The organism is Catonella morbi ATCC 51271, assembly GCF_000160035.2.
GTDB lineage: Bacteria > Bacillota > Clostridia > Lachnospirales > Lachnospiraceae > Catonella > Catonella morbi.
In genome coordinates, this window is sequence record NZ_KI535366.1 from 257110 (window position 1) to 280018 (window position 22909).

29 protein-coding genes are annotated in these 22909 nt (G+C 37.4%); 1 reads left to right on the forward strand and 28 read right to left on the reverse strand.

Annotation, left to right across the window (positions count from 1 at the left end; translation table 11 throughout):
* Positions 1-16 precede the first annotated feature (16 nt).
* Positions 17-370, reverse strand: coding sequence for a cell division suppressor protein YneA (yneA, locus tag GCWU000282_RS15680; RefSeq protein WP_023353140.1), 354 nt, complete (start codon positions 368-370; stop codon positions 17-19).
* Positions 371-558: 188 nt separating this feature from the next.
* Between yneA and lexA the strand changes: the two genes are divergently transcribed.
* A complete protein-coding gene (gene lexA / locus GCWU000282_RS01165; RefSeq protein ID WP_023353141.1) occupies positions 559-1173 on the forward strand; it encodes a transcriptional repressor LexA in 615 nt (204 codons plus the stop codon).
* A gap of 494 nt (positions 1174-1667) precedes the next feature.
* On the opposite strand, the gene rsfS is transcribed toward lexA, so the two are convergent.
* The 27 genes from rsfS to GCWU000282_RS17325 form a co-directional block, all read right to left on the reverse strand.
* Positions 1668-2024, reverse strand: a complete 357-nt coding sequence (rsfS, locus tag GCWU000282_RS01170) for a ribosome silencing factor (protein ID WP_023353142.1) — start codon at positions 2022-2024, stop codon at positions 1668-1670.
* Positions 2024-2608, reverse strand: coding sequence for a bis(5'-nucleosyl)-tetraphosphatase (symmetrical) YqeK (yqeK, locus tag GCWU000282_RS01175; RefSeq protein WP_023353143.1), 585 nt, complete (start codon positions 2606-2608; stop codon positions 2024-2026). The genes rsfS and yqeK overlap by 1 nt, the downstream gene beginning before the upstream one ends.
* 1 nt (position 2609) lies before the next feature.
* On the reverse strand, positions 2610-3230 hold the full coding sequence (gene nadD, locus GCWU000282_RS01180) for a nicotinate-nucleotide adenylyltransferase (RefSeq protein WP_035038953.1): 621 nt from the start codon (positions 3228-3230) through the stop codon (positions 2610-2612).
* An 11-nt stretch (positions 3231-3241) separates the two neighbouring features.
* Complete coding sequence (gene yhbY, locus GCWU000282_RS01185) at positions 3242-3535, reverse strand: ribosome assembly RNA-binding protein YhbY (RefSeq protein ID WP_035039316.1); 294 nt, start codon at positions 3533-3535, stop codon at positions 3242-3244.
* 16 nt (positions 3536-3551) lie between these two features.
* Positions 3552-4838, reverse strand: coding sequence for a GTPase ObgE (gene obgE / locus GCWU000282_RS01190; RefSeq protein ID WP_023353146.1), 1287 nt, complete (start codon positions 4836-4838; stop codon positions 3552-3554).
* A 71-nt stretch (positions 4839-4909) separates the two neighbouring features.
* Positions 4910-5200: a 50S ribosomal protein L27 gene (gene rpmA / locus GCWU000282_RS01195; protein WP_023353147.1), complete on the reverse strand. Its 291-nt coding sequence runs from the start codon at positions 5198-5200 to the stop codon at positions 4910-4912.
* Between the two features lie 4 nt (positions 5201-5204).
* Positions 5205-5519: a ribosomal-processing cysteine protease Prp gene (locus GCWU000282_RS01200; protein WP_207637268.1), complete on the reverse strand. Its 315-nt coding sequence runs from the start codon at positions 5517-5519 to the stop codon at positions 5205-5207.
* Positions 5520-5536: 17 nt separating this feature from the next.
* Positions 5537-5845, reverse strand: coding sequence for a 50S ribosomal protein L21 (rplU, locus tag GCWU000282_RS01205; protein ID WP_023353149.1), 309 nt, complete (start codon positions 5843-5845; stop codon positions 5537-5539).
* 219 nt (positions 5846-6064) lie between these two features.
* Positions 6065-7264 carry a Gfo/Idh/MocA family protein gene (locus tag GCWU000282_RS01210; RefSeq protein WP_023353150.1) on the reverse strand — a complete coding sequence of 400 codons (1200 nt, stop codon included), beginning with the start codon at positions 7262-7264 and terminating at the stop codon, positions 6065-6067.
* A 453-nt stretch (positions 7265-7717) separates the two neighbouring features.
* Positions 7718-8662, reverse strand: a complete 945-nt coding sequence (locus tag GCWU000282_RS01215; protein WP_023353152.1) for an L-lactate dehydrogenase — start codon at positions 8660-8662, stop codon at positions 7718-7720.
* A 188-nt stretch (positions 8663-8850) separates the two neighbouring features.
* On the reverse strand, positions 8851-9579 hold the full coding sequence (locus GCWU000282_RS01220) for an N-acetylmuramoyl-L-alanine amidase family protein (protein ID WP_051384100.1): 729 nt from the start codon (positions 9577-9579) through the stop codon (positions 8851-8853).
* A 302-nt stretch (positions 9580-9881) separates the two neighbouring features.
* Positions 9882-11294, reverse strand: coding sequence for an oxaloacetate decarboxylase subunit alpha (locus tag GCWU000282_RS01225; protein WP_023353154.1), 1413 nt, complete (start codon positions 11292-11294; stop codon positions 9882-9884).
* 37 nt (positions 11295-11331) lie between these two features.
* Positions 11332-12459 (reverse strand): sodium ion-translocating decarboxylase subunit beta, encoded by a 1128-nt coding sequence (locus GCWU000282_RS01230; RefSeq protein WP_035038956.1) that lies wholly within the window; start codon positions 12457-12459, stop codon positions 11332-11334.
* A 35-nt stretch (positions 12460-12494) separates the two neighbouring features.
* Entirely contained in the window at positions 12495-12863 is a 369-nt protein-coding gene (locus GCWU000282_RS01235; protein ID WP_023353156.1) for a biotin/lipoyl-containing protein, read from the reverse strand.
* A gap of 49 nt (positions 12864-12912) precedes the next feature.
* Positions 12913-13689 (reverse strand): OadG family protein, encoded by a 777-nt coding sequence (locus tag GCWU000282_RS15685; RefSeq protein ID WP_051384101.1) that lies wholly within the window; start codon positions 13687-13689, stop codon positions 12913-12915.
* Between the two features lie 18 nt (positions 13690-13707).
* On the reverse strand, positions 13708-15144 hold the full coding sequence (locus GCWU000282_RS01245) for an acyl-CoA carboxylase subunit beta (RefSeq protein WP_023353158.1): 1437 nt from the start codon (positions 15142-15144) through the stop codon (positions 13708-13710).
* Between the two features lie 163 nt (positions 15145-15307).
* Positions 15308-15892 carry an SMC-Scp complex subunit ScpB gene (gene scpB, locus GCWU000282_RS16775; protein ID WP_023353159.1) on the reverse strand — a complete coding sequence of 195 codons (585 nt, stop codon included), beginning with the start codon at positions 15890-15892 and terminating at the stop codon, positions 15308-15310.
* A 3-nt stretch (positions 15893-15895) separates the two neighbouring features.
* Positions 15896-16684: a segregation and condensation protein A gene (locus GCWU000282_RS16780; RefSeq protein ID WP_023353160.1), complete on the reverse strand. Its 789-nt coding sequence runs from the start codon at positions 16682-16684 to the stop codon at positions 15896-15898.
* Positions 16674-17519: a metallophosphoesterase gene (locus tag GCWU000282_RS01260; protein ID WP_023353161.1), complete on the reverse strand. Its 846-nt coding sequence runs from the start codon at positions 17517-17519 to the stop codon at positions 16674-16676. The genes GCWU000282_RS16780 and GCWU000282_RS01260 overlap by 11 nt, the downstream gene beginning before the upstream one ends.
* A gap of 155 nt (positions 17520-17674) precedes the next feature.
* The gene (locus GCWU000282_RS01265; RefSeq protein WP_023353162.1) at positions 17675-17911 is read right to left on the reverse strand and encodes a Fur family transcriptional regulator; all 237 of its coding nucleotides are present in this window, start codon (positions 17909-17911) and stop codon (positions 17675-17677) included.
* A gap of 198 nt (positions 17912-18109) precedes the next feature.
* Positions 18110-19300, reverse strand: a complete 1191-nt coding sequence (locus GCWU000282_RS01270; RefSeq protein WP_023353163.1) for a phosphopentomutase — start codon at positions 19298-19300, stop codon at positions 18110-18112.
* A complete protein-coding gene (deoC, locus tag GCWU000282_RS01275; protein ID WP_023353164.1) occupies positions 19300-19965 on the reverse strand; it encodes a deoxyribose-phosphate aldolase in 666 nt (221 codons plus the stop codon). Before deoC ends, GCWU000282_RS01270 begins: the two co-directional genes overlap by 1 nt.
* A 26-nt stretch (positions 19966-19991) precedes the next feature.
* Positions 19992-20699, reverse strand: coding sequence for a purine-nucleoside phosphorylase (gene deoD, locus GCWU000282_RS01280; RefSeq protein ID WP_023353165.1), 708 nt, complete (start codon positions 20697-20699; stop codon positions 19992-19994).
* A 123-nt stretch (positions 20700-20822) separates the two neighbouring features.
* Entirely contained in the window at positions 20823-21536 is a 714-nt protein-coding gene (locus GCWU000282_RS01285; protein ID WP_023353166.1) for a Crp/Fnr family transcriptional regulator, read from the reverse strand.
* 21 nt (positions 21537-21557) lie between these two features.
* A complete protein-coding gene (locus GCWU000282_RS01290) occupies positions 21558-21977 on the reverse strand; it encodes a cytidine deaminase (RefSeq protein WP_023353167.1) in 420 nt (139 codons plus the stop codon).
* Positions 21978-21987: 10 nt separating this feature from the next.
* Positions 21988-22467, reverse strand: coding sequence for an ABC transporter permease (locus GCWU000282_RS17320; protein ID WP_023353168.1), 480 nt, complete (start codon positions 22465-22467; stop codon positions 21988-21990).
* On the reverse strand, positions 22455-22907 hold the full coding sequence (locus GCWU000282_RS17325; RefSeq protein WP_023353169.1) for an ABC transporter permease subunit: 453 nt from the start codon (positions 22905-22907) through the stop codon (positions 22455-22457). Before GCWU000282_RS17325 ends, GCWU000282_RS17320 begins: the two co-directional genes overlap by 13 nt.
* Positions 22908-22909 lie beyond the last annotated feature (2 nt).

Sequence of the window (22909 nt, forward strand, 5' to 3'; positions counted from 1 at the left end):
AATGATTTGGGTTAAATTATTTTGTATAAGGAATAATCAAACTTGTTCCTGCATATATTTCATCATTGTATAAGTTGTTACACTCCTTGATAGCTTCAACATATTCTTTGGTATTTCTATAGTATACGGAGTTATAACTTTTAGCAATGCTCCACAAAGTTTCACCCTGTTTCACTACCCTGCTGTCTACATAAACAGTTTTTATCTCTGAATCTGCTTTAACAAAGTTATCAGATGAACTTAAAATATAAGTAAACAGCATAGTCACCAGATAAAAACTAAAAATAAAGCCGGTACGTAACCTTTTAGTTCTTTTTTTAGTTGTATTTTTTCTTACATTTGATGATTTTTGATAATCTCTTCTTCTCATTTTATACCCCCATATCCGGAATACTTAAACAAATGTTTGCGAACAACCGTTCTTATGTTTCTCATTATATCGAACAGATATTCTTTTGTCAATAGAAAATCGAACAAATTTTTGGAACATTCGTTTGACATTATAAATAAAATGAGTTATACTGTGTTCAAATATTTATTTGCTCTCGGAGGTTTATTATGGCATACGGTAAAATCAGTGCTAAACAACAAGAAATATTAGATTATTTAAAAACTCAGGTATTATCTAAAGGATATCCGCCTTCAGTAAGGGAAATTTGTGAGGCAGTTCGATTAAAGTCTACTTCTTCAGTACATTCTCATCTTGAGACTTTGGAAAAGAACGGCTATATTAAACGTGATCCTACCAAACCACGTGCTATAGAAATTGTAGATGATGAATTTAACATTACAAGACGTGAACTTATAAGTGTTCCGGTAATAGGTACTGTGGCTGCAGGAGAGCCTATTTTTGCTGTTGAAAATATCTCAGAATATTTTCCTATTCCGGCTGAATATATGCCTGCTGATGAGACCTTTATGCTCGTTGTAAAGGGTGACAGTATGATTAATGTCGGAGTATACAGCGGCGACAAAATCATTGTTAAAAAATGCTCTACGGCTTCAAACGGAGATATGGTTGTAGCTATGGTTGATGATTCCGCTACTGTTAAGACTTTTTATAAAGAAAAAGGATATTTCAGATTACAACCGGAAAATGATTCTATGGAGCCGATTATTGTAGATCATGTAGATATTATAGGCAAGGTTATCGGACTTATAAGAATGTACTAATCTTCAATCTTTGACCATAGACAGTTATTGAAAAGCATCAGCATAAAAGAGTAATTTCAGATATTTTGTTTAATTATGCATTTACTTAAGTTTTATAAATAAATTTGGTTAAATTATTAAAAGCTATCACAAATAATATATTTTCTAATCAGTATAGAATATAAAATATTGTTTATGATAGCTTTTTATTTTATGATACAAGTGTCAAAAGTATAAAAATTCGATGCAAGCTTGCTTGCAAGAGAATTTATTATCTTTTGACACGCAAAAAATATGAGTAAGTAGCCATTTTTTGCAAAAAAATGAGCGGATTACGAATATTTTTGCAAGGATTGCGGGAGGTGAAGCCGAAGCAATCCTGTATAATTCACTTTTAATTCGACAGCCGCTTTTAATAAAGAATCTCTCTGACAGAAACACATTTTGCAGCAACGCAGTTTACCCTACTTCGTACAAAATATTCACAATTACACACTTTTTAGCAGCTTGTATCTTTACTTAATAAGCATATCTACATCAAGCATTTTACCGTCAGACCAAATTCTTTCTATATTGTAAAACTCTCTGTCTTCTCTCGAGAAAATATGAACTACAAATTCGCCAAAATCCATAAGAATCCAGTGCTCTGATCTGTTTCCTTCAATTCTTTCAGGGTTAATTCCTGCTTTTCCGAGACTTTCTTCTACTGCCTCCTGCAGAGCTTTCATCTGATTATCATTTTTAGCATCGGCTATTACAAAATACTCAGAAATAGTTGTAAGATGCCCAATATCTATTACTTTAATATCATTTGCTAAATGTTCATCCAAAGCTTTGCAGGTTATTCTTACCGCATCTAAAATATTATCCATTATCCCTCCACGATTTTTCTGTAAAATTCAAAGGCTTCTTCGGTTCTTTTATCCATCACACCATTATGATTATTTATCATTGCTATAACTGATTTTAGTTCATATAAGGTTGCTTTGTGTAAATCGGTAAATGCACAAGCCCTCATCTCATCTATATAAGGCAAAGCCGGTCTGCCGGGCTCTATATAATCAGCCACATAAATAATTTCCTCTAAAAGGCTCATATCAGGTCTTCCTGTAGTATGATATAAAATAGCCGAAAGCACATCTTCATCATCTACACCATATACATTTTTAGCAAAATAAGCTCCAAGCTTGGTATGCAGCAAGCCCGGTGAGAGTCTTTCCGCCTCGGACACTTCTATTCCATACTTTTCACATTCAGCTATCATTTCAGAGCTTTTTAAGTATTTAGCACAATCATGTAACAGTCCTGCGAGTTCTGCCTTATAAATATCTGCACCATGGCTCATTGCAAGAGAAGCTGCTGTATAGGATACACCTAAAGTATGGTAGAATCTGTATTCAGGCAAGACTTCCCTAAGTTTATTCTGTAAATCTAAAATTCTTATGGTTTCATCCATGTCAGCTCTCCTTATACAGTCCGTTTTTTAGAATATAATTCATAACCTTTTCATTGATTTCGAGCTTCTTTGCATCCTTTATGCCCTCAGATATATGTTTCCTTATTTCTGTTGAGGAAACAGAATTAACTGCAAAATTAATTTCAGCTAATCGTACATTTACAAAGGCTTTTTTCAAGACATTTTCAATATGTTCCTTGCATTTATCAGCCTCGCTTCCAATTCTTGAAGCATACAATATGACTGCATTGTCAAATATAGTCTGAGGTTCGTGCCAGTCTTCAAGATAAAGTACAGAATCTCCTCCTATAATCAGGTAAAATTCTGAATTTGGATATTTCTCTTTTAATAAAATAAGAGTATCGGAGGTGTAGCTTATATCATTTCTTAGCAGCTCAAAATCAGACGGGAATATATTTTTTTCACCTTCAAGAGCTAACTTAATCATTTCATATCTGTGACTGTCAGCCACAATTTCCATTCCAAGTTTATTGGGTGGAATCTTTGCAGGCATTACCCAGACTTCAGATAGATTATAATCAGCTAAAGCCGCCCTTGCAATCTCAACATGCGTGTTATGAATCGGATTAAAAGTACCGCCTAAAATACCTATTTTCTTCATTTTGTCACTCATTATTTCTTAGGAAGCTCAATCTTCTTATTATCTTTTGATTCCTTATAAAGTACTATCTTTTTTCCTATTACCTGAACAACCTGTGAATGGGTGCGTTCAGCCAAAACCTTGGCTATTTCCTTTGGTTCATCTAAGCAATTCTTAAGCACTGCAATTTTAATAAGCTCTCTTGTTTCAAGAACTTCTGCAATTGCTGTTGTAAATTCAGGTGTTATACTTGCTTTTCCCACATTGAATACAGGATCTAACTTCATTGCAAGGCTTTTCAAATATGCTCTCTGTTTACTGGTCATGTTGTCTCCTATTTTATTATTTATAATAATCAAAACTTAAGTCACCTAAATTTACAAGGTCACCTTCCTCTATACCAAGTTCTTCCAACCTATCAATAATCCCCTGGTCACGAAGGAATTTCTGGAAGAATGCAAAGCCTTTTTCATCATCAAGATTGGTGTAACCAAGCATCTTATCAATTTTTGAGCCCTTAACAAGATATTCTCCTTCTTTCACCTTGGTGATTTCAAGAGGACTCTCTTCTATTACAAGGTCAGAAGCATCAAATTCCTTATGGAAAACCACAGGACTTCTGTCCAGAGTCTTAAGTATATCATTCACAGCATACAAAAGTTCTTTTATGCCTTTTCCTGAAACCGCAGAAATAGGATAAATAGCAATATTTTCATTATCGAAGGCTTCATGAAATTCCTTAAGCTTTTCCTTTGCCTCATTACCATAGAATAAGTCTGTTTTATTGGCAGCAATTATTTGAGGAATTTTCAATAACTCAGGATTATAGTTTCCAAGCTCTTTATTGATATTTTTTATATCTTCAATAGGATCTCTGCCCTCTGAGCCTGAGATATCAACCACATGAACAATAACTCTTGTTCTCTCTATATGTCTTAAGAACTGATGTCCAAGCCCTACTCCGTCAGCTGCTCCTTCTATAAGTCCCGGAATATCGGCAATTACAAAACCTGTACCTCCGCCAAGGTCTACTACACCAAGGTTCGGATGTAAAGTTGTAAAGTGATAGTTTGCAATCTTAGGCTTGGCATTAGTACAACGAGAAAGTATGGTTGACTTTCCTACATTTGGGTAACCTACGAGCCCCACATCCGCAATAAGTTTAAGCTCTAATATCAGAGTAAGCTCTATTCCCGGTTTTCCCGGCTGCGCATAGGTAGGAACCTGCATTGTAGGTGTGGCATAGTTCATATTGCCCTTGCCGCCTCTGCCGCCTTTGAGAATAACTTCCCTTTTGTTCTCACCTGACATATCCACTATAACTTTTCCGGATTCTGCCTCTTTTACCACGGTACCCTCAGGTACTTTTATAATTATATCCTCGCCGTCTTTTCCATGACAACGTTTTTTTCCGCCTTCATCGCCATCTTTGGCATAATATTTTCTTACAAATCTGAATTCATTGAGTGTATTTATATTTTTATCAACTTCAATGATTACATCTCCGCCGTCTCCGCCGTCTCCGCCATCCGGACCACCGGCCGCTACAAAAAGCTCGCGTCTGAAACTTACATGGCCGTTACCGCCATTACCTGATTTTACATATATTTTTGCACTATCTGCAAACATTTTTCATTTCCTTTTTATAAAAAATGCTCCAAATCTATGCTACACAAAGATTTGGAGCTAATTACCAGTTATTATTCCGCTACAGCTACAGGATAAACAGAAACCTGCTTTCTGTCTCTGCCTAATCTCTCAAATTTAACTTTTCCATCAACTGTTGCAAATAATGTATCATCTTTACCGATTCCTACATTTGTGCCGGGATGGATATGAGTTCCACGCTGTCTATAAAGAATATTTCCAGCTAATACGAACTGACCATCTGCTCTCTTAGCACCAAGTCTTTTGGACTCAGAATCTCTGCCGTTCTTTGTAGAACCAACACCCTTCTTATGAGCAAAAAACTGAAGGTTCAATCTTAACATCGCATTACACCTCCTGCCTTAGTATAGTAATGAACTTTTTACCGTATTCATGTGATATTCCATCAAGACCTAACATCAGAGATTTCATAAGTAAATCAGCTTTTTCACTTAATTTACCCTTAAATTCAGCCTTCAGATAACCCTTAGCAGCGTTATCTATAGCATTGAATTCATCTCCGCACAATGCCTCAATAGAGTTCAGCGTATTCAGAGCTAATATAGAAACTGCAGCACACACTATATCATTGCCATAATCCGCAAATAAAGCATGCCCTGAAAATTCAATACTCTTATAATCGCCGTTTTTGTCTACAGACACAACAACCTTAATCATAATTAAGCGTTGATTTTTTCAATCTTAAGCTTAGTATATAACTGTCTATGTCCGTTTTTCTTGTGGTATCCACTCTTGCGTTTATACTTGTAGACAACAATCTTAGGTCCCTTGCCTTCTTTTTCAACTGTAGCTGTTACAGTAGCACCAGCTACTACAGGGTTTCCAAGAACGAACTTGTCACCACCGATTGCAAGAACCTGATCAAAGGTATAAGACTCTCCGGCTGCTACACCAAGCTTTTCAACCTGAATAACATCACCTTCAGCTACCTTATACTGCTTACCACCTGTTGCAATAATTGCGTACATATGGCTCCTCCTATTATAATTCTCGCCTGCCTAGGTGTCATCCATTTGGACAAACTTATACCCATACAGTGCGGCACAAAATATAGTTTAGCATGTGTTTGAAAAGATGTCAACTGTTTTTTTAGTCTTTCACCGCTTCCAAGCGGAAAGCGGAAGTCTATCGTAACGAAACTTTGCTGCTTCATTATAGCTTAGGTTAAATTTTCCCATAATTATATCCTATCTTCTGTTTATCCAGGCTCCATTTGTAAAATCAGGTATGGCAACAGGTGCTCCGCCCATATTTATTGACTGTTCTGCAAGCACTGATATACTCATCCAGGCAGCCATATCATATACATCTATATTAGGTTCTTTTCTATTTAATACACAATCAATAAAATCTGAAAATACTAAATAATCCATACCATCATGACCTTTTTTTACGCCATTTTCAAGGTATTCTTTCCAAAGTGGATGCTCATATTTTTTGCGATACTCCTCAACATTGTTCCAATGCTTGCTCCACTCAAAATGATCGTTCTCCGTATACTCATTATCCAAAAAAATAGAATGATTATCTTCCGTGTATATGCCTTTTGTGCCATGAATTGTGTACCCTCTTGAATAGTAACGTGGTAAAGTGGTATCAAGGCTGAGAAGAATAGTTTCACCGTTTGCACATTTTATTATTGTATTTACAATATCAGCCTGATTGAATGTTGTATTCATCAGTTCTTCATCATCACTCTTTTTTTCTTTAATATACTCATTAAGTCCAAATGAACCTGAAGCAACAGACGTAAGGCTTAACATACGATTTCCCTTATTAATATTTAGCAGTTTTGCTATCGGTCCCAATTCATGGGTCGGGTAGTTCTCTGTATTTCTATGTATGTAGTTATTTAGCCTATAATGGCGATTTTCTTTGCCAAAAGCAATTTCGCCTCTTAGATCGTGTTTGTAACCGCCCTCACAATGAACTATCCTTCCAAGAAGACCAAGTTCTTTCATATGGCTTACAAGCATTTCATCCCTGCCGTATACACAGTTTTCAAGCAGCATTACAGGAACTTTTGTTTCTTCATAGGCTTCAACTATTTTCCAGCATTCTCTAAGCGAATAAGCTCCGCCCACCTCACAGCCTACAGCCTTTCCCTTGTGCATTGCTTCTATACATATATCTATATGCTTATCCCATGAAGTACAGAGAATCACAGCATCTACATCTCTCATTTCAAGTATTTCTTTATAATTTGTTGTTGTTGTAGGGCGGATAAATCCTGCTTTTTCAATAACATCAGCACCTTCCTTACATCTGTCCTCATACTTATCACAAACAGCTGTAAACTCAGCCAAAGGATGTTCAAGATACGCTGTTTCAAGAAGTCCTTTCCCTCTGCTTCCAAGACCAATCATAGCTAATCTTAATTTGTTCATCTCACTTCTCCTATTCTGTATTATATATTAGCCTTTAACCCCTGATAATACAATTCATTCAATAGCAACTTTTAAAAATTGCAAATAAATTATTTATATGATACAAGTGTCAAAAGTATAAAAATTCTGTGCAAGCTTGCTTGCAAAAGAATTTATTATCTTTTGACACGCAAAAAATATGAGTAAGTAGCCATTTTTTGCAAAAAAATGAGCGGATTACGAATATTTTTGCAAGGATTGCGAGAAGCGAAGCTGTAGCAATCCTGTATCAATGGGTGTCAAATACTTTTGACACCCACATCATTTATATTTTGATACAAAAACTAAAATAATTCTATCATAAAATATTAGTTATTTCATCATTAATTGAAACTATTTAACTATAAAAAGACCATCTGAAAATATTTTTCTCAGACAGTCTTAAATTGATAATAAATAAGATTAATTAAAGTTTTAAATATCCAATTCTTCAATAATTCCCTTAAGAATACCGGCTGAATCCCTAAGCCTCTTAAGTTCATCCTCATCAAGCTTAATAGGTACCTGAGTCTCTATCCCTTCACTTCCTACTATACAAGGCATACTGAGTACCACACCGTCTATTCCCAGTTCACCATGCATCATAGCGGAAACCGGAAGAATAGACTTCTCATCTCTTACTATGCACTCACAAATCCTCTTTACCGCCATAGCTACACCAAAATAAGTAGCCCTCTTTCTCTGAATAATCTCATAAGCGGCATTTTTAACCTCTTCAGCAATGTTTTTTTCTGCTTCATCATGGCTGTAGTGACCTCGCATTTCACAAAAATCATTGAGAGGAATACCAGAAACATTGGCAGAGCTGAATACTGCTATTTCGCTGTCTCCATGCTCTCCTATTATAAATGCATGTATGCTTCTTGAATCAACTCCCAAATGAGCACTAAGTCTGGTCTTAAGACGACCCGTATCAAGTACTGTACCCGAACCGATTACCCTGTTTTCAGGCAGTCCTGAAAGTTTCTGTGCCACAGCAGTAAGGATATCTACAGGGTTTGCAACTATGAGCAGAATTCCCTTGAAATCCCTGCTTGCTATCTCAGGTATGATGCTCTTAAATATACCTACATTTTTATGAACAAGGTCAAGTCTTGTTTCATCAGGCTTCTGATTAGCTCCAGCTGTCACTATAACTATACCTGCATCCCTTACATCATCATAGTTTCCGGCATAAACACGCATTTGTTTTGCAAAAGGTATACCATGACTGATATCCATAGCCTCTCCCTCAGCCTTATCCATATCTGCATCTATCATGGCTATTTCCGAAAAAAGTCCGCTCTGCATAAGGGCAAAAACTGATGCAGAACCTACAAACCCGCAACCAACCATAACCGCTTTTCTAAAATTTATCATAAATTCTCCTTTCTTAGTTGAGATTTGTTCTCATTATAACATTAATAGGTTTGTAATGATAGATATGTTTTAATAATAAGACATAAAATATAATTGCAGTAAATTCAATTGTCAGCTAAATACTTTTTTGTTTAAAAAGGCAGAAATCAATCTATTAAATTGATAACTGCCTTTGTATAAAGCTTTAATTATTTTCCAAACTCCTTAAAATAAGCATCTATTCCATCTGCCATACCTTCAGCCATCTTCTTCTGATAAGAAGAGGTATTTAATGCCCTGTCTTCTGCCTCATTGGTCAAATATCCCATTTCTACTATAGTTACAGGAACCTGAGCCCAGTTTATTCCGCTCATGGTATCGGTTTCCCAAACATATTGTTTTTTGCATCCTGATTTTGCTACAACACCATCAAGTACCTTTTCGGACAATAACTTACTTTTAGAATATAAGCCTGCATTAAAAGGATTCTTCTTAGTCTGGCAGATAGTCATTGCTCCATTTACAGACTTATTTGCAGCACCGTTAGCATGGATTCTGATAAATACATCAGCCTTGGCTTCATTCGCAATTGCTGCTCTTTCAGAGTTGCTCATATTTACATCATTTTTTTCTCTGCACATAATTACTTTGTAGCCGCGTTTCTTAAGTATTTTCTTTAACTTTTTAGCCACCTTAAGAGCAAGACTATATTCGGTCTGCTTGGTCCATAGCCCACCGGTACCGCCTGTTACCTTAAATTTAGTGGTTTTTGCTCCCGGACCTATAGGCTCTTTTTCAAGGTTAGCCTTAGCCTGATGTCCGGCATCTATACAAATAATTTTTTTATCAGTTTTAGCAGCACTAACAGTGGACACATTATTAATCCAAACAGCTAAAAACATTGACAAAACCAATAAAACACTTAATACCTTTCTCATATCTGCCTCCTTAATTCTAAACAACAATTCACCTTCCTAACAGCCAATCAATAATAAATCCGGCTTCAACACCAAATAAAAATCTACATTCAATTTTACCACAATATCACAACGAGCGAAAGACTATTTCCTACTATTTAACATTCTATCACTAGCACTAAAATAATCCCCAATTATTCAAGCCATAGGTCACAATTCTTTTATTTGGGCTGAAATAAATTGTTGCAAAAAGGCAGCTACCCAAGATTTTACAATCTTTTGCAACTGCCTGTTTTTATATCATTCTAAACAAATTATATTATTTATACCGGATACGCTCCGTTTGCTGTGTCAGCTACAGAACTGTCCACCTTTGTCTGCTGAGCTTTTCTGTATTTGAAGAACTCAGTAGCAACCTGTGGGAACAATGCATAAGAGAGCACATCCTCATCCTGCTGTTTCCACTCTTTAACTTCTTCTTCAAACTTAGCAAGCTGTGGCTCGATAAGGTCAGCCGGTCTGCAGGTAATCGGTTTCTGATCTCCGATAGCCTTCTTAACAACCTCCGGATTGAAAGGCTTAACTGTCTCACCAAACTCACCGGAAAGAATCTTCTTTGACTCTTTGGTTATCATCTTATAGCGTTCGCCCTGAAGTACATTCAGAACTGCCTGAGTACCAACTATCTGTGAAGAAGGTGTAACAAGAGGTGGCTCACCGAAATCAGCTCTTACTCTTGGAATCTCCTTAAGCACTTCCTCATACTTATCTTCCGCATGAGCTTCTTTAAGCTGTGACACAAGGTTTGAAAGCATACCGCCAGGTACCTGATAAAGCAGAGTCTTGATATCTACACCCAGTACCTTTGTATTCATAAGGCCGCTTGCAAGATATTTCTCACGAAGAGGACGGAAATAGTCTGCGATTTCAGCAAGTTTATTCTGATCAAGCCCTGTATCATACTCAGTTCCTTTAAATACTTCAACCATAACTTCTGTAGCCGGCTGGCTCGTTCCCATAGAAAGCGGACTCATGGCTGTGTCAATTATATTGGCACCGGCCTCAACAGACTTCATATAAGTCATAGCTGCAACACCTGATGTATAGTGTGTATGCATTTCTATAGGAAGATTTGTTCCTTCACGAAGTACAGTAACAAGTTTTGTTGCCTCCACAGGTACAAGGAGTCCTGCCATATCCTTTATACAAAGGGAATCGGCTCCCATTTCTTCAATGGCTTTAGCCTTAGCTTTCCAATAGTCGAGTGTATAAGCCTCTCCTAAGGTATAGGAAAGTGCTACCTGAGCGTGTCCGCCTTCCTTCTTAGATGCATTAACTGCAGTCTGAAGATTGCGAAGATCATTGAAACAGTCAAAAATTCTGATTATATCTATACCGTTTGCAAGTGATTTCTGTACAAAGTACTCAACTACATCATCTGAATAATGGTTGTATCCGAGGATGTTCTGACCTCTGAAAAGCATCTGAAGCTTTGTCTTCTTAAATCCTGCTTTAAGCTTACGCAGTCTCTCCCATGGATCTTCTTTTAAGAAACGAAGGCAGGCATCAAATGTAGCTCCACCCCAGCACTCAACTGCGTGAAAGCCAATCTCATCCATTTTGCCAATTATAGGAAGCATCTCTTCAGTCGTCATTCTTGTTGCGATAAGGGACTGATGTGCATCACGAAGGACAGTATCAACTATCTTAACTGCCTTATTACCCTGTTCTGACATATGTTAATCTCCTTTATTAATCTAGAAAATTTATTAATTATTTTACTCCGAAAATAGCCATAAATACGCCGGCTGCAACCGCTGTACCGATAACTCCGGCAACATTAGGTCCCATAGCGTGCATAAGCAGGAAGTTTGAAGGATCCGCCTCAGAACCTACCTTTTGTGATACTCTGGCGGCCATAGGCACTGCCGATACTCCCGCCGAACCGATAAGAGGATTTATCTTTCCTCCCGTTAAATGGCAAAGCAGTTTACCAAAAAGCACACCTGCTGCTGTAGCAACTGCAAATGCAATAAGACCAAGTCCAACAATTTTAAGTGTATCTATCTTTAAGAAAGCCTCAGCTGAAGTTGTAGCACCAACTGATGTACCAAGTAAGATAACCACTATGTACATAAGTGCATTACTTGCAGTTTCCTGAAGCTGTTTAACCACTCCGCTCTCTCTGAAGAGATTACCAAGCATAAGCATACCTACAAGAGGTGCTGTAGTAGGAAGAATAAGTGTAACAACTATAGTAACAACTATAGGAAAGAAAATTTTCTCAAGCTTACTTACAGGTCTAAGCTGCTCCATCTTGATTTTTCTTTCCTTCTCTGTTGTAAAAAGCTTCATAATAGGTGGCTGGATTATAGGAACAAGTGACATATATGAATATGCCGCAACCGCAATCGGTCCCATATATTCAGTCTGTCCAAGCTTACCTGCAAGGAAGATGGATGTAGGGCCGTCTGCACCGCCAATAATAGCGATAGCTGCAGCAGCCTTGTCATTAAAGCCAAGTAAGATAGCGAAGAAATAAGCCCCGAAAATACCGAACTGAGCAGCCGCACCCATAATAAAACTTATAGGGTTGGCAATCAGTGGACCAAAGTCGGTCATCGCACCTACTCCTAAGAATATAAGACAAGGAAGAATACTCCATTCATCAAGTAAGAAGAAGAAATGGAGAAGTCCACCCTCTTTCATAATATCCGGGTAGATATTTACAAGCAGCATACCAAAGGAAATAGGAACTAAAAGTAATGGCTCATATCCCTTTGCTATAGCCAGATACAAGAACACAAGAGCAATAAATATCATAAGAATATTGCCCCAGGACAGGTTGACAAATGCTGTCTGTCCTGCCAGGTTCTCGAGCATATTTGAAATATAGCTCATAGCTGATTACCTCCGTTTATTGTACAGTTATTGGTTTAGTTAAGAGACACAAGTAAAGCACCGGCTTCAACCTGATCACCAACTGCACAGGAAACGGAAGCTATAGTTCCATCCTGAGGAGCAACTATGTCATTTTCCATCTTCATAGCCTCAAGTACGATAATTACATCACCTTTTTTAACTGTCTGACCTGCATTTGCCTTTATTGCTAAAATCTTACCCGGCATAGGTGCATTAACCTTAACCGCACCAACAGCACCACTTGCTGCAGGAGCTGATACTGCAGGCTTTGGAGCCGCCACAGGTGCTGCACTTTTAACTACAGGAACCGCACCTGTGCTAACGCCCTCTTCAACAGTTACTTCATAAGCTGTTCCATTAACAGTAATTGTATATGTTTTCATAATAAAATTATCCTTTCAATTCATTAAAAATATTAGAAATATATTTGCATTATGCGTTTTTCCAAGCACCATTGCCTTTTCTTCTTACTGAACGAACCACCAGTCCATCAGCAGGAGCCTCTGCATTTTCAGAAGTATAAGCCATAATAGCTGCCATCATAACTGCTGTAAGCTCTGCTCCGCTTAAATCTTCACTCTGAACCTCAACAGTATTCACAGCTGCCTGAGTCACTTCAGACTGAGTTTCAGCTTTTTCCTTCTTAGCAAGGAATTTCGGAACTATACTTAAAGTCTTAATTACGAGACTGATGAAAATAAGCACGAGGAAGATGAAAGCCATACCAAATACAGTATTTAAGGCTGCCTTCTCCATTTTCTGAGCAAGAGTCAGTTGCTGTTCAGCAGCAAGACTTGAAGGAATATACTGGTTATCCAGACTATTTTCATCAAATGTAGCCGTAAATTTAACCTTTCCTCCTTCAAACTCAATCATTTCTTCAAATTTAATAAAATCTTTACCTTCTACAATATTAGCACTTGCTTCATCAACTGACTTAAAACCGCCAACTTCTTCTTTAACCGAATTAAGGTTTTCAATCATTGACAAAAGAAGTTTCTTAGACTTGCCTCCAATCTGAGCCTGGTCAATAGCTTCTTCAAGTTTGCCCTCTGCCCAATACCCGGCAAAGAAGCCGCCTGCCTGCATAACAGTTTCTTTATTATAAGACAAAGTCTCATTATCTGTCTTAGAGCTGCTTGCACAGCCACTAAGGAGCATAAAGCAGGAGAAAACGCTAAGCACTAATAACATTAGTCTTTTCTGCATATTTACTTCCTCTCTATATTAAATTGTGCTGTGTTTTTTATTCGGACGATGTTCTCTCTTTGTATATAACATCTCAAAAGCATATACAAGCTGCTTTCTTGTTGACGCAGGTTCAATTATACTGTCCACAAAGCCTCTCTTAGCCGCAGCTACCGGGCTGTTCTGAAGTGCGGCATATTCACCTGCCTTCTCACTAATTGTAGCAGCATCCTTACCGTCATAAATTATTTCAGCCGCTAGTTTAGCATCCATCATACCGATTTCAGCATCATTGTAAGCAAAAACAAGATCTGCTCCGATATGCTTTGAATTCATCGTAATATAAGCACTTCCGTAAGCTTTGCCTACAATAAGATTTACTTTAGGCACTGTAGCATTGGAAAAAGCTGCCGTAAGCTGTGATAATGCTCTTGCAATAGAACGCTCCTCACCTACTGATGAAGCAAAACCTGTTACAGAAGTGAGTGTAAGTACAGGGATTGAAAATGAATCACAGAATTCTACGAAATGAGCTGCCTTATAAGCACCTGCCATTGTAAGCACCGTATCAAACTTCTTTGCTGCCTTACCGTCTTCACCAAGTAATTCACTGCGGTTTGCTACTGCTCCCACAATCGCTCCGTTAAGGCGAATAAAACCGATTACCATTTCTTTGGCACAATCTGCCTTTAATTCTAAGAACCAGTTATTATCAGAAATCTCACGAAGAGCTACTGCCGTATCTTTAAGATGTGAGCCTAAACCTGCCGTTACTCTGTTTAAGTCATCCTCACATTCACTGAGAACTCCTGTATCCTCATTATTTGAAGGAAGTATGGAAACAAGCTCTCTTGCTCTGGCAAGAGCTTCTGTATCATCCTCCGCAACTATATCTACATTGCCTGATTCTGCCTGGAAAGCAGCACCTGCTGTATTACATTTAGCTGTGTAGTTATTATCTACCGCATTTGGTGAATTTACAAACAATTTAGCATTTTCCTTCGTCATAATGACAAAATCGCTGATAGCTGCAGAAATTGCAGAACCACCGCCACAGGTACCGAGAATAACCGTAACTGTAGGAATAACTCCGCTTGCAAGTACCTGTCTTGCATATACCTTACCAAATGCATCAAGTGCATCTGTAGATTCCTCAAGACGCATACCCGCACAATCTGTAATTGCAACTACAGGAACACCAACCTTGGTAGCAAGATCATAAACATTAACTATCTGTCTTGCATGCATCTCGCCCATTGTTCCGCCCAGAGCATCTTTATCCTGACTGTAAACATAAACAAGACTACCGTCTATAAGACCATAGCCTGCAATTACACCATCACCAGGAACTTCTTTTTCATTAAGGTTGAAATCTGTACTTCTTTTTGTAATTAAAGCGCCAATTTCAACAAAACTGTTTTCGTCGAGCAGAGAAAGTATTCTATCTCTTGCTGACAGCACTGCTGTACTACCCATTCTTAGCCCTCCATTAAACTTAAGTTTGGTTTTTATAGATAATAAACTGAATTGTATAAAACATCCAACTTATTGCCAATTATAATTATAAACTTATAATATGAAAAGTACAAGTGGCATTTTATATTTTTTGTAAGATTCTTAAGATTTTTTATTATTTTTTTTAATCAGTTGCTTCTAAGTCCTCAAACGATAGCTGAGCCTCTTTTTCGGCCTCTATTTTAAACGAATCTTCCGTTTCCTGACTGATTACCGGCAAATCTTCAAGCGATTTAATTCCGAAAGACCGTAAGAAATCCTCAGTAGTACCGAATACCAGTGGTTTTCCCGGAGCCTGCAATCTGCCTGCTTCTTCAATAAGCCCGTATTCTATGAGTTTATTCACCGCATGATCTGACTTTACTCCTCTTATAGCCTCAATATCAGCCCTTGTAACAGGCTGTTTATAGGCAACTATTGAAAGGGTTTCAAGCAAAGCATCTGTGAGATTATGTTTTTTAGGTACATTCGTCACTTTAATCAAGGTTTCATACATATCTGCTTTAGTACACATTTGGAAAGAATCTTCCAATTCTATAATACTTATTCCATGTGCTTCGTCCTCATATTCATCCATCATAGTATGAATAACTTTTCTGACTGTATCCTCATCAAGTTCTACTGCCTCTGCGATTGCGGTAAGTCTGACCGATTTGCCCATAGCAAAAAGTATTGCTTCTATCCGGGCCTTTAATTTCTTTAGTTCCACTTTCTATTCTTCTCCCATATCTTTATAATCTTCCAAAGTAAATATCTTCTCTTCAACGAATTCAATTACTATATCAGAGTCCTTATCCTCCTGAACAGCCTTAAGCGCACCAACCTTCATAAGTTCAAGTACAGCTAAAAAGCTGACAACCACATGAAGTCTTGAAGGCTGATTTATAAGAAATTCTCTGAAACTGAAATATTTATGCTCTTTACCATAATTTTGAAGCCGGTTGACAGATTCGGACATACTGATAGGCTCTTTCTTTATTTTCCCGAATGAACTCCTGATAGGATCAGTTTTATCTGCCTGCTTCTTAATAACAAAATTAAAGATGTTATGTAATTTCGCAAGAGTCAAATCACCTATAATTTCACTGATTTCAGGTTTTTCCTCATATTCAGCCACTTCACTCGGTATGGTAGGCTCCTTAAAAATGAAGGAAGACGCAAAATCCTCCCTTCCTTTCAGAATTTCAGCGGAATACTTATACATCTTATATTCAAGCAGCCTGTTTACAAGGTCTTCTCTCGGATCTATTTCCTCTCCGTTCTCTTTTTCTTCTTTGGGCAGAAGCATTCGTGATTTAATATTAATTAACTGTGCCGCAACCAGAAGAAAGTCGCTCATCATGTCTAAATCAGCAGTTTTCATTTGATTTACATATTCCATATACTGGTCAGTAATCTCTGCAATCGGTATATCATAAATGTCTATTTTATTTTTTTCAATAAGATGAAGCAAAAGGTCAAGAGGACCTTCAAAAGCTTCAAGCTTAACTTCAATTCCCATTTAATTTTTCTCCAAACTTTAATTCTACAAGCGTAAGCTCCGGCGGATTAAATATCCTAAGGTTTACGGTATGCATTCCGGCACCGCAGGAAACTATCATATTTTTACCCTCTTCTTTATATAAACCGCCTGAATATTTAGGAAATATAAAGAAATCAGGTCCCAATACTCCACCAATCAAAGGAAGTCGCATTATTCCTCCATGCAAATGTCCTGAAAGGGTTAAATCCGCTCCCCATTTTTTGTAAGTATTGAAATAAACAGGTGAATGTGCCATAAGTATACTGTAGTTTTTACCTTTAGTTCCCAGTTTATTCACTATATTATCAAGAGGCAACGGTATTCTTTTAAACTTTGGATAATATTCTCTCCCCAAACTAAGCCCGTATATATCAATGCTTTCTTCATTTTCACCTGTAAAACTGTATACAGTATTATCAAGAAGTTTTACATTTAATTGGGCTAAAGCCGTTTCATATTCTTCCCAAAGCTTAGAATGCAGCTTTTCTTCATGGTTTCCCAAAGCATGTATAATGGTGTATTTTTTAGAAAGCTTTGAAAGTAAGTCTATTGATGTATACACCGACTCACCGGATATAGGACTGTAACCTTCATTATATTTACAGTTTTCGCCTCCAACCACCATATCTCCGCCTATTAAGATGCAGTCAGGTTTCGCTTTCTCTATAAGGTGAATTAGTGCGGAATTTTCTTTTCCGTATATTTTACCATGCAAGTCAGATATAAAAATAAATCTGAAGCCATCAAAGGATAATGGCAGTTTCGGTGAGTATATCTGATATTTTTTCACATATAAGCCTTTTCCTATAATCAAGCATTATCCCCTTTCTTACAGTATTTAAATCAGTACTGTTGTGGATGATTCCACTCCCAGAACCCAAACAACATTTTAACACAAAAATACCGACTATGATATATATTTTTAAATATTCATAATCGGCATTTTTTAATAATTTAAATCTAAGTTATTTACTTAACGATTTCTATGGTATCAATCCTATTTACTATTCCCATATCTTCAAGCTGCCTAATCATCCTGTATACTGTTGCCATTCCGACAGTTTTATCTTTCTCAGCCACCTGATAATATATATCCTTACAGGAATTAAAGTTATTGTTCATGATAACATCAATAATAAGCTTACGCTGTTTGGTAATACGACAGCCATCATTTCTTAATCTTTCAATAACCTGTTCATTCGTCATTTCAACAACCCCTTAATATAATGATACAAGTGTCGAAAGTATAAAAATTCGATTAGGGCTTGCCTGAAAGCGAATTTATTATCTTTTGACACGCCAAAAACATGAGTAAGCAGCCATTTTTGTTAAAAATGAGCAAATTACAAATATTTTTGTAATTATTATATTAAATCATTTGAAAATGGTTGTCAATATCGTATTTTAAACCAACTCACCAAGCATTGAGCTTCCTATAGTTCCTTCCGGCATCTTCACACCGAAATTCTCTGCAATAGTTGCACCCATATCCGCAAAAGTATTGCGTTCAGGTATACTGCCTGAACCCTTAAAGCTCTTTGAATAAGCTATGAAAGGTACTTTCTCTCTGGTGTGGTCGGTTCCTGTGTAGGTAGGATCATTTCCATGATCTGCTGTGATTATAAGTAAATCATCATCACGCATTACATCCAGAAATTCACCTAATTTCACATCAAACTTCTCTATCTCATCTCCGTAGCCTATAGGATCTCTCCTGTGTCCCCAAAGTGCATCGAAGTCCACAAGATTTACAAAGCAAAGTCCCGTAAAGTCTTTACCTGCCTCTTCTATAGTCTGCTCCATACCATGCACAGAACTGTTTGAATGATAAGCTTTAGTAATTCCCTCAGTTACAAAGATATCATTGATCTTTCCGATGGAAATCACATCAAAACCTGCATTCTTAAGTGCATTGAGAGCTGTATCACTTGGCGGTTTAACCGCATAATCGTGACGGTTAGCCGTTCTCTTAAATTCACCCTTCTTCTTACCGACATAAGGTCTTGCTATAACTCTTCCAACCTTCCACTCATCCCTCATACAAAGCTCTCTGGCAATCTCACAGCATCTGTAAAGGTTTTGAAGGTCAAATGTCTCCTCATTTCCGCAAATCTGAAGTACAGAGTCAGCAGATGTATATACTATCATCTTGCCTTCATTTATTTCGGTTTCAGCAAGTTCCTCCAGGATTTCAGTTCCGGAAGCACTCTTATTTCCTATAATTTCCTTACCGCAGCGTTTAGATAACTCGTCTAAAAGTTCCTTTGGAAAACCTGTATCCGTAAATGTTACAAAAGGTTTGGTGGTATGAATCCCCATCATTTCCCAGTGTCCTGTCATGGTATCTTTTCCGTTGCTCATCTCATTTAACGGACAATAATAACCTAACGGTTTTTCAACAGGCTCTGCCTTGCTAAGCGGTTTAAGGTTAGCAAGACCGAGTTTCCTGAGATTTGGAATATTAAAATGCTCTACAGTATCAGAAATATGTCCTAGGGTGTCTACATTTACATCTCCGAATTTTTCGGAATCGGCCATAGCTCCCATACCCATCGAATCACAAACAATCAAAAATACTCTTTTAAATCTGCTCATTAATATCCGGTTGCCTCCTGTCCTTTAACTAATTTAACTATTCTGCTTGTACCAAGTCTGTCAGCACCGAGTTCGAGAAATTTATATGCATCATCAAGACTTGCAATACCGCCTGCAGCCTTAATCTTTACATTTTTACCAACATGCTTACTAAATAATTTTACATCATCAAAGGTAGCACCTGCTGTACTAAAGCCCGTAGAAGTCTTGATATAATCAGCTCCTGCCTTGGTAACTATCTCACACATCTTTATTTTTTCTTCATCTGTAAGTAAACAGGTTTCGATAATTACTTTAAGTACAAGGTTGCCAACAGCTTCCTTTACAGCCTTTATCTCTGACTCAAGTTCATCATACTTTTTGTCCTTAAGCCAGCCAATGTTGATAACCATATCCACTTCTTTAGCGCCGTTATTTACAGCATCCTTTGCCATAAAAACCTTTGAAGCAGTTGTGGCATAGCCATTTGGAAAACCTATAACTGTACATATAGCAAGCTTTCCTTTTACATACTCTGCAGCTTCTTTTACATAGCTTGCAGGTATGCAGGCAGAGGCTACTTTATATTTCATGGCATCATCTAAAATCTGTTTAATATCATCCCAAGTAGCTGTCTGTACAAGTAAAGTATGGTCAACATGAGTAAGCATTTCTTCCTGTGTCATTTTATATACTATCCTTTCTAAATATCTTAAGCCAATTCAAGAGCAAGCTCCATCATCTTACCAAAGCCTGTCTGTCTCTCATCAGAACTTAATTCCTCACCGGTAATGATATTATCTGAAATTGTAAGAATTGCAAGTGCATTCTTCCTGCTTCTTGTAGCTTCCATATAAAGAGCCGCAGCTTCCATTTCTACACAAAGCACTCCCATTTTAATCCAGGCACTGTGAGGATCTTTTAAATCACAATAAAAAGGATCTGAGGAAAGTACATTTCCGACTACAGTAGGTGTACCCTGTCTTTTAGCTATTTCTACAGCACTTGAAAGTAAACCGTAATTAGCTATAGGTGCATAAGTACCCGGTATTTCATACTGGTTTGCCCAGGATGAATTGGTGCAGGCAGCCTGTGCAATTACAATGCTCCTTAAAGGACACTGTTCACTTATAGAGCCTGCAGAACCTATTCTTACTATATTTTCAACTCCATAGAAGTTAAAAAGTTCATGAGAATAGATACCTATCGAAGGCATACCCATTCCGCCACCCATTACAGATACTTTTTTTCCTTTGTAGGTTCCTGTAAAACCAAGCATATTTCTTACATCAGTAACAAGCACAGGATTCTCAAGGTAAGTTTCAGCTATGTATTTAGCTCTTAGCGGATCTCCCGGCATAAGTACTGTCTTTGCAAAATCTCCCTCTTTAGCTCTAATATGTGGTGTTGGTACTGCCATATCATTATCCTCCTTAATTATTAATATTTTATCCCAAAATAAATTGGGTTTATTTAGATACAGGTTTCATAAGCTGATTTTTGGTTTTCTATAAGTGTAGAATGATGTTCTACTCCGGTAGAGCTACATCATATCAACCTTATCTGAAAGCCTTTTTTTAATTTCCTGATACTTTTCAAAAGGCAAAATCAGCTTTCTTCCTTTTTTTACCAAGAACCCTTCCTTTATAAGTTCCTTTATGGTACGATTCACTGTTCTTACAGAAAGTGCCGTTCCCTTTGCTAAATCATTTCTGCTAATATTTATGACTATTTCATCTGCCAAACCGTTTTTCTCATAAATATCGCTCAAAAACAACAGAACTCTTTCCTCACCTTGCAAAAATAAATATAATCTTTCTTTTCTGCACTGGTCTAACAGATATCTTGTCATAGCCTCAGTGAACATTTTCATGGCATTAATATCATTTAATACCCATTTAGAAAACTGTTCTATGGAAAGCTTAAGAAATTTACAATTTGTAACTGTTATCAACGTTGTCCTATAAGTATCTTCTCTTAGCAAAAACTCCATAGCTCCAAAAATTTCAATCGGATAGAATCTTATGAAGTCATAAACTACCGGAAAAACTCTTATATCAGTAGCTTTTACTACACCTGTAAGTAAAATGTACACTGTATTGGCCGGATCGTTTTCAGAAACAAATTCAGTGTCTTTAGATATATTAACTTCATGAAATTCTTCCAAAAGCCACATTGGAGCATTTTTCAAAAATTTCTCTAAGTACATATGGCTTTCTTTATTCAGATATTTCCATACATTATCCAGTTCGCTCATACTGAACTCCCCTCAAAGTGTTTATTCAGCAAGATTCTTAGGCCCAAATCCGAGCGGTAAAAGCTCTTTCAGTTTAAATACCTTAAACTCCTCAGATTTATTTGTTCCTAATATTACTTCAAATTCATTCGCATCCGCAAACTCATTAATAACCTGTCTGCATACGCCACAGGGCGGGCAAATAGGCAATTCATCCTTGTTCTCCGGCCCACCTACTATAGCTATTGCAGAGAACTCTTTTTCACCCTCGCTGACAGCCTTGAATATAGCTGTCCTTTCAGCGCAATTTCCGGGTGAATAAGCGGCATTTTCAATATTACACCCCTTATATATCTTGCCGCTTTTAGTAATGAGTGCCGCTCCAACCTTAAAATGTGAATACGGAGTATAAGCCATCTTTCTCGCATCGAGTGCGGCTTCTACCAATTCCTTATATTCCATACATTTCTCCTTATTTTGATCTGATATAAGGCTTTCCGTTGGCAGCAGGTGCATCTGCTCTTCCTACAAAGAAGATAAGTGCAAGGATGGTAACTATGTAAGGTATCATAGATATAATGTTTGGTGAAATCATATTTCCCTGACTGGCAAGAGCCTTAATTCCGTTACATACTCCGAAAATAAGACAGCCTTTAAGTGCACCCATAGGTGAAAACTTACCGAAAATAACTGCTGCAATAGCGATAAAGCCCTGTCCGACAATAACCGAAGGCTTAAACTGGCTTACTGTTGCAAGTGTACAAAATGCTCCGCCAAGTCCGGCTAAAAATCCTGATAAGATTACACAGATGTATCTTACAAGGTATACATTGATACCAAGTGATTCACAGGCTACCGGATGTTCTCCGCAGGCACGAAGATGTGCTCCCAATTTTGTCTTATAAAATACAAAGTTAGCTATAATAGCAAATATAAATACTATATACGCCATAGAATATACATTAAGTACATTGGCACTTCAAAAACATCATTGAACATTTTAGGAAGCTTATCCTCTAAAGGTATAGCAGGACTGTCTGTAGAATTGTAAAGTATCATACAGGTAAAAGCTGCAAGTCCCGGTCCGATAAAGTTAATAGCCGTACCTGCGATAGTCTGATCGGCATGGAAGTGGATACATACAACTGCGTGGATGAGTCCGAATACTCCGCCCGCAAGACCGCCTATTATAAATGCCAAAATGCCGTTGCCTGTTACCAGGGCAGCTATAGCACCTGTTACAGCACCTATAGTCATCATACCTTCAATACCGATGTTTACAACACCGCTTCTCTCTGAAAAGCAAGAACCAAGTGCAGCCAAAAGAAGTGGAGGTGTAGCAATCAGAGCTGCATTAATCAAAAGTCCGAGATTTTGAATTATTAAATCCATTA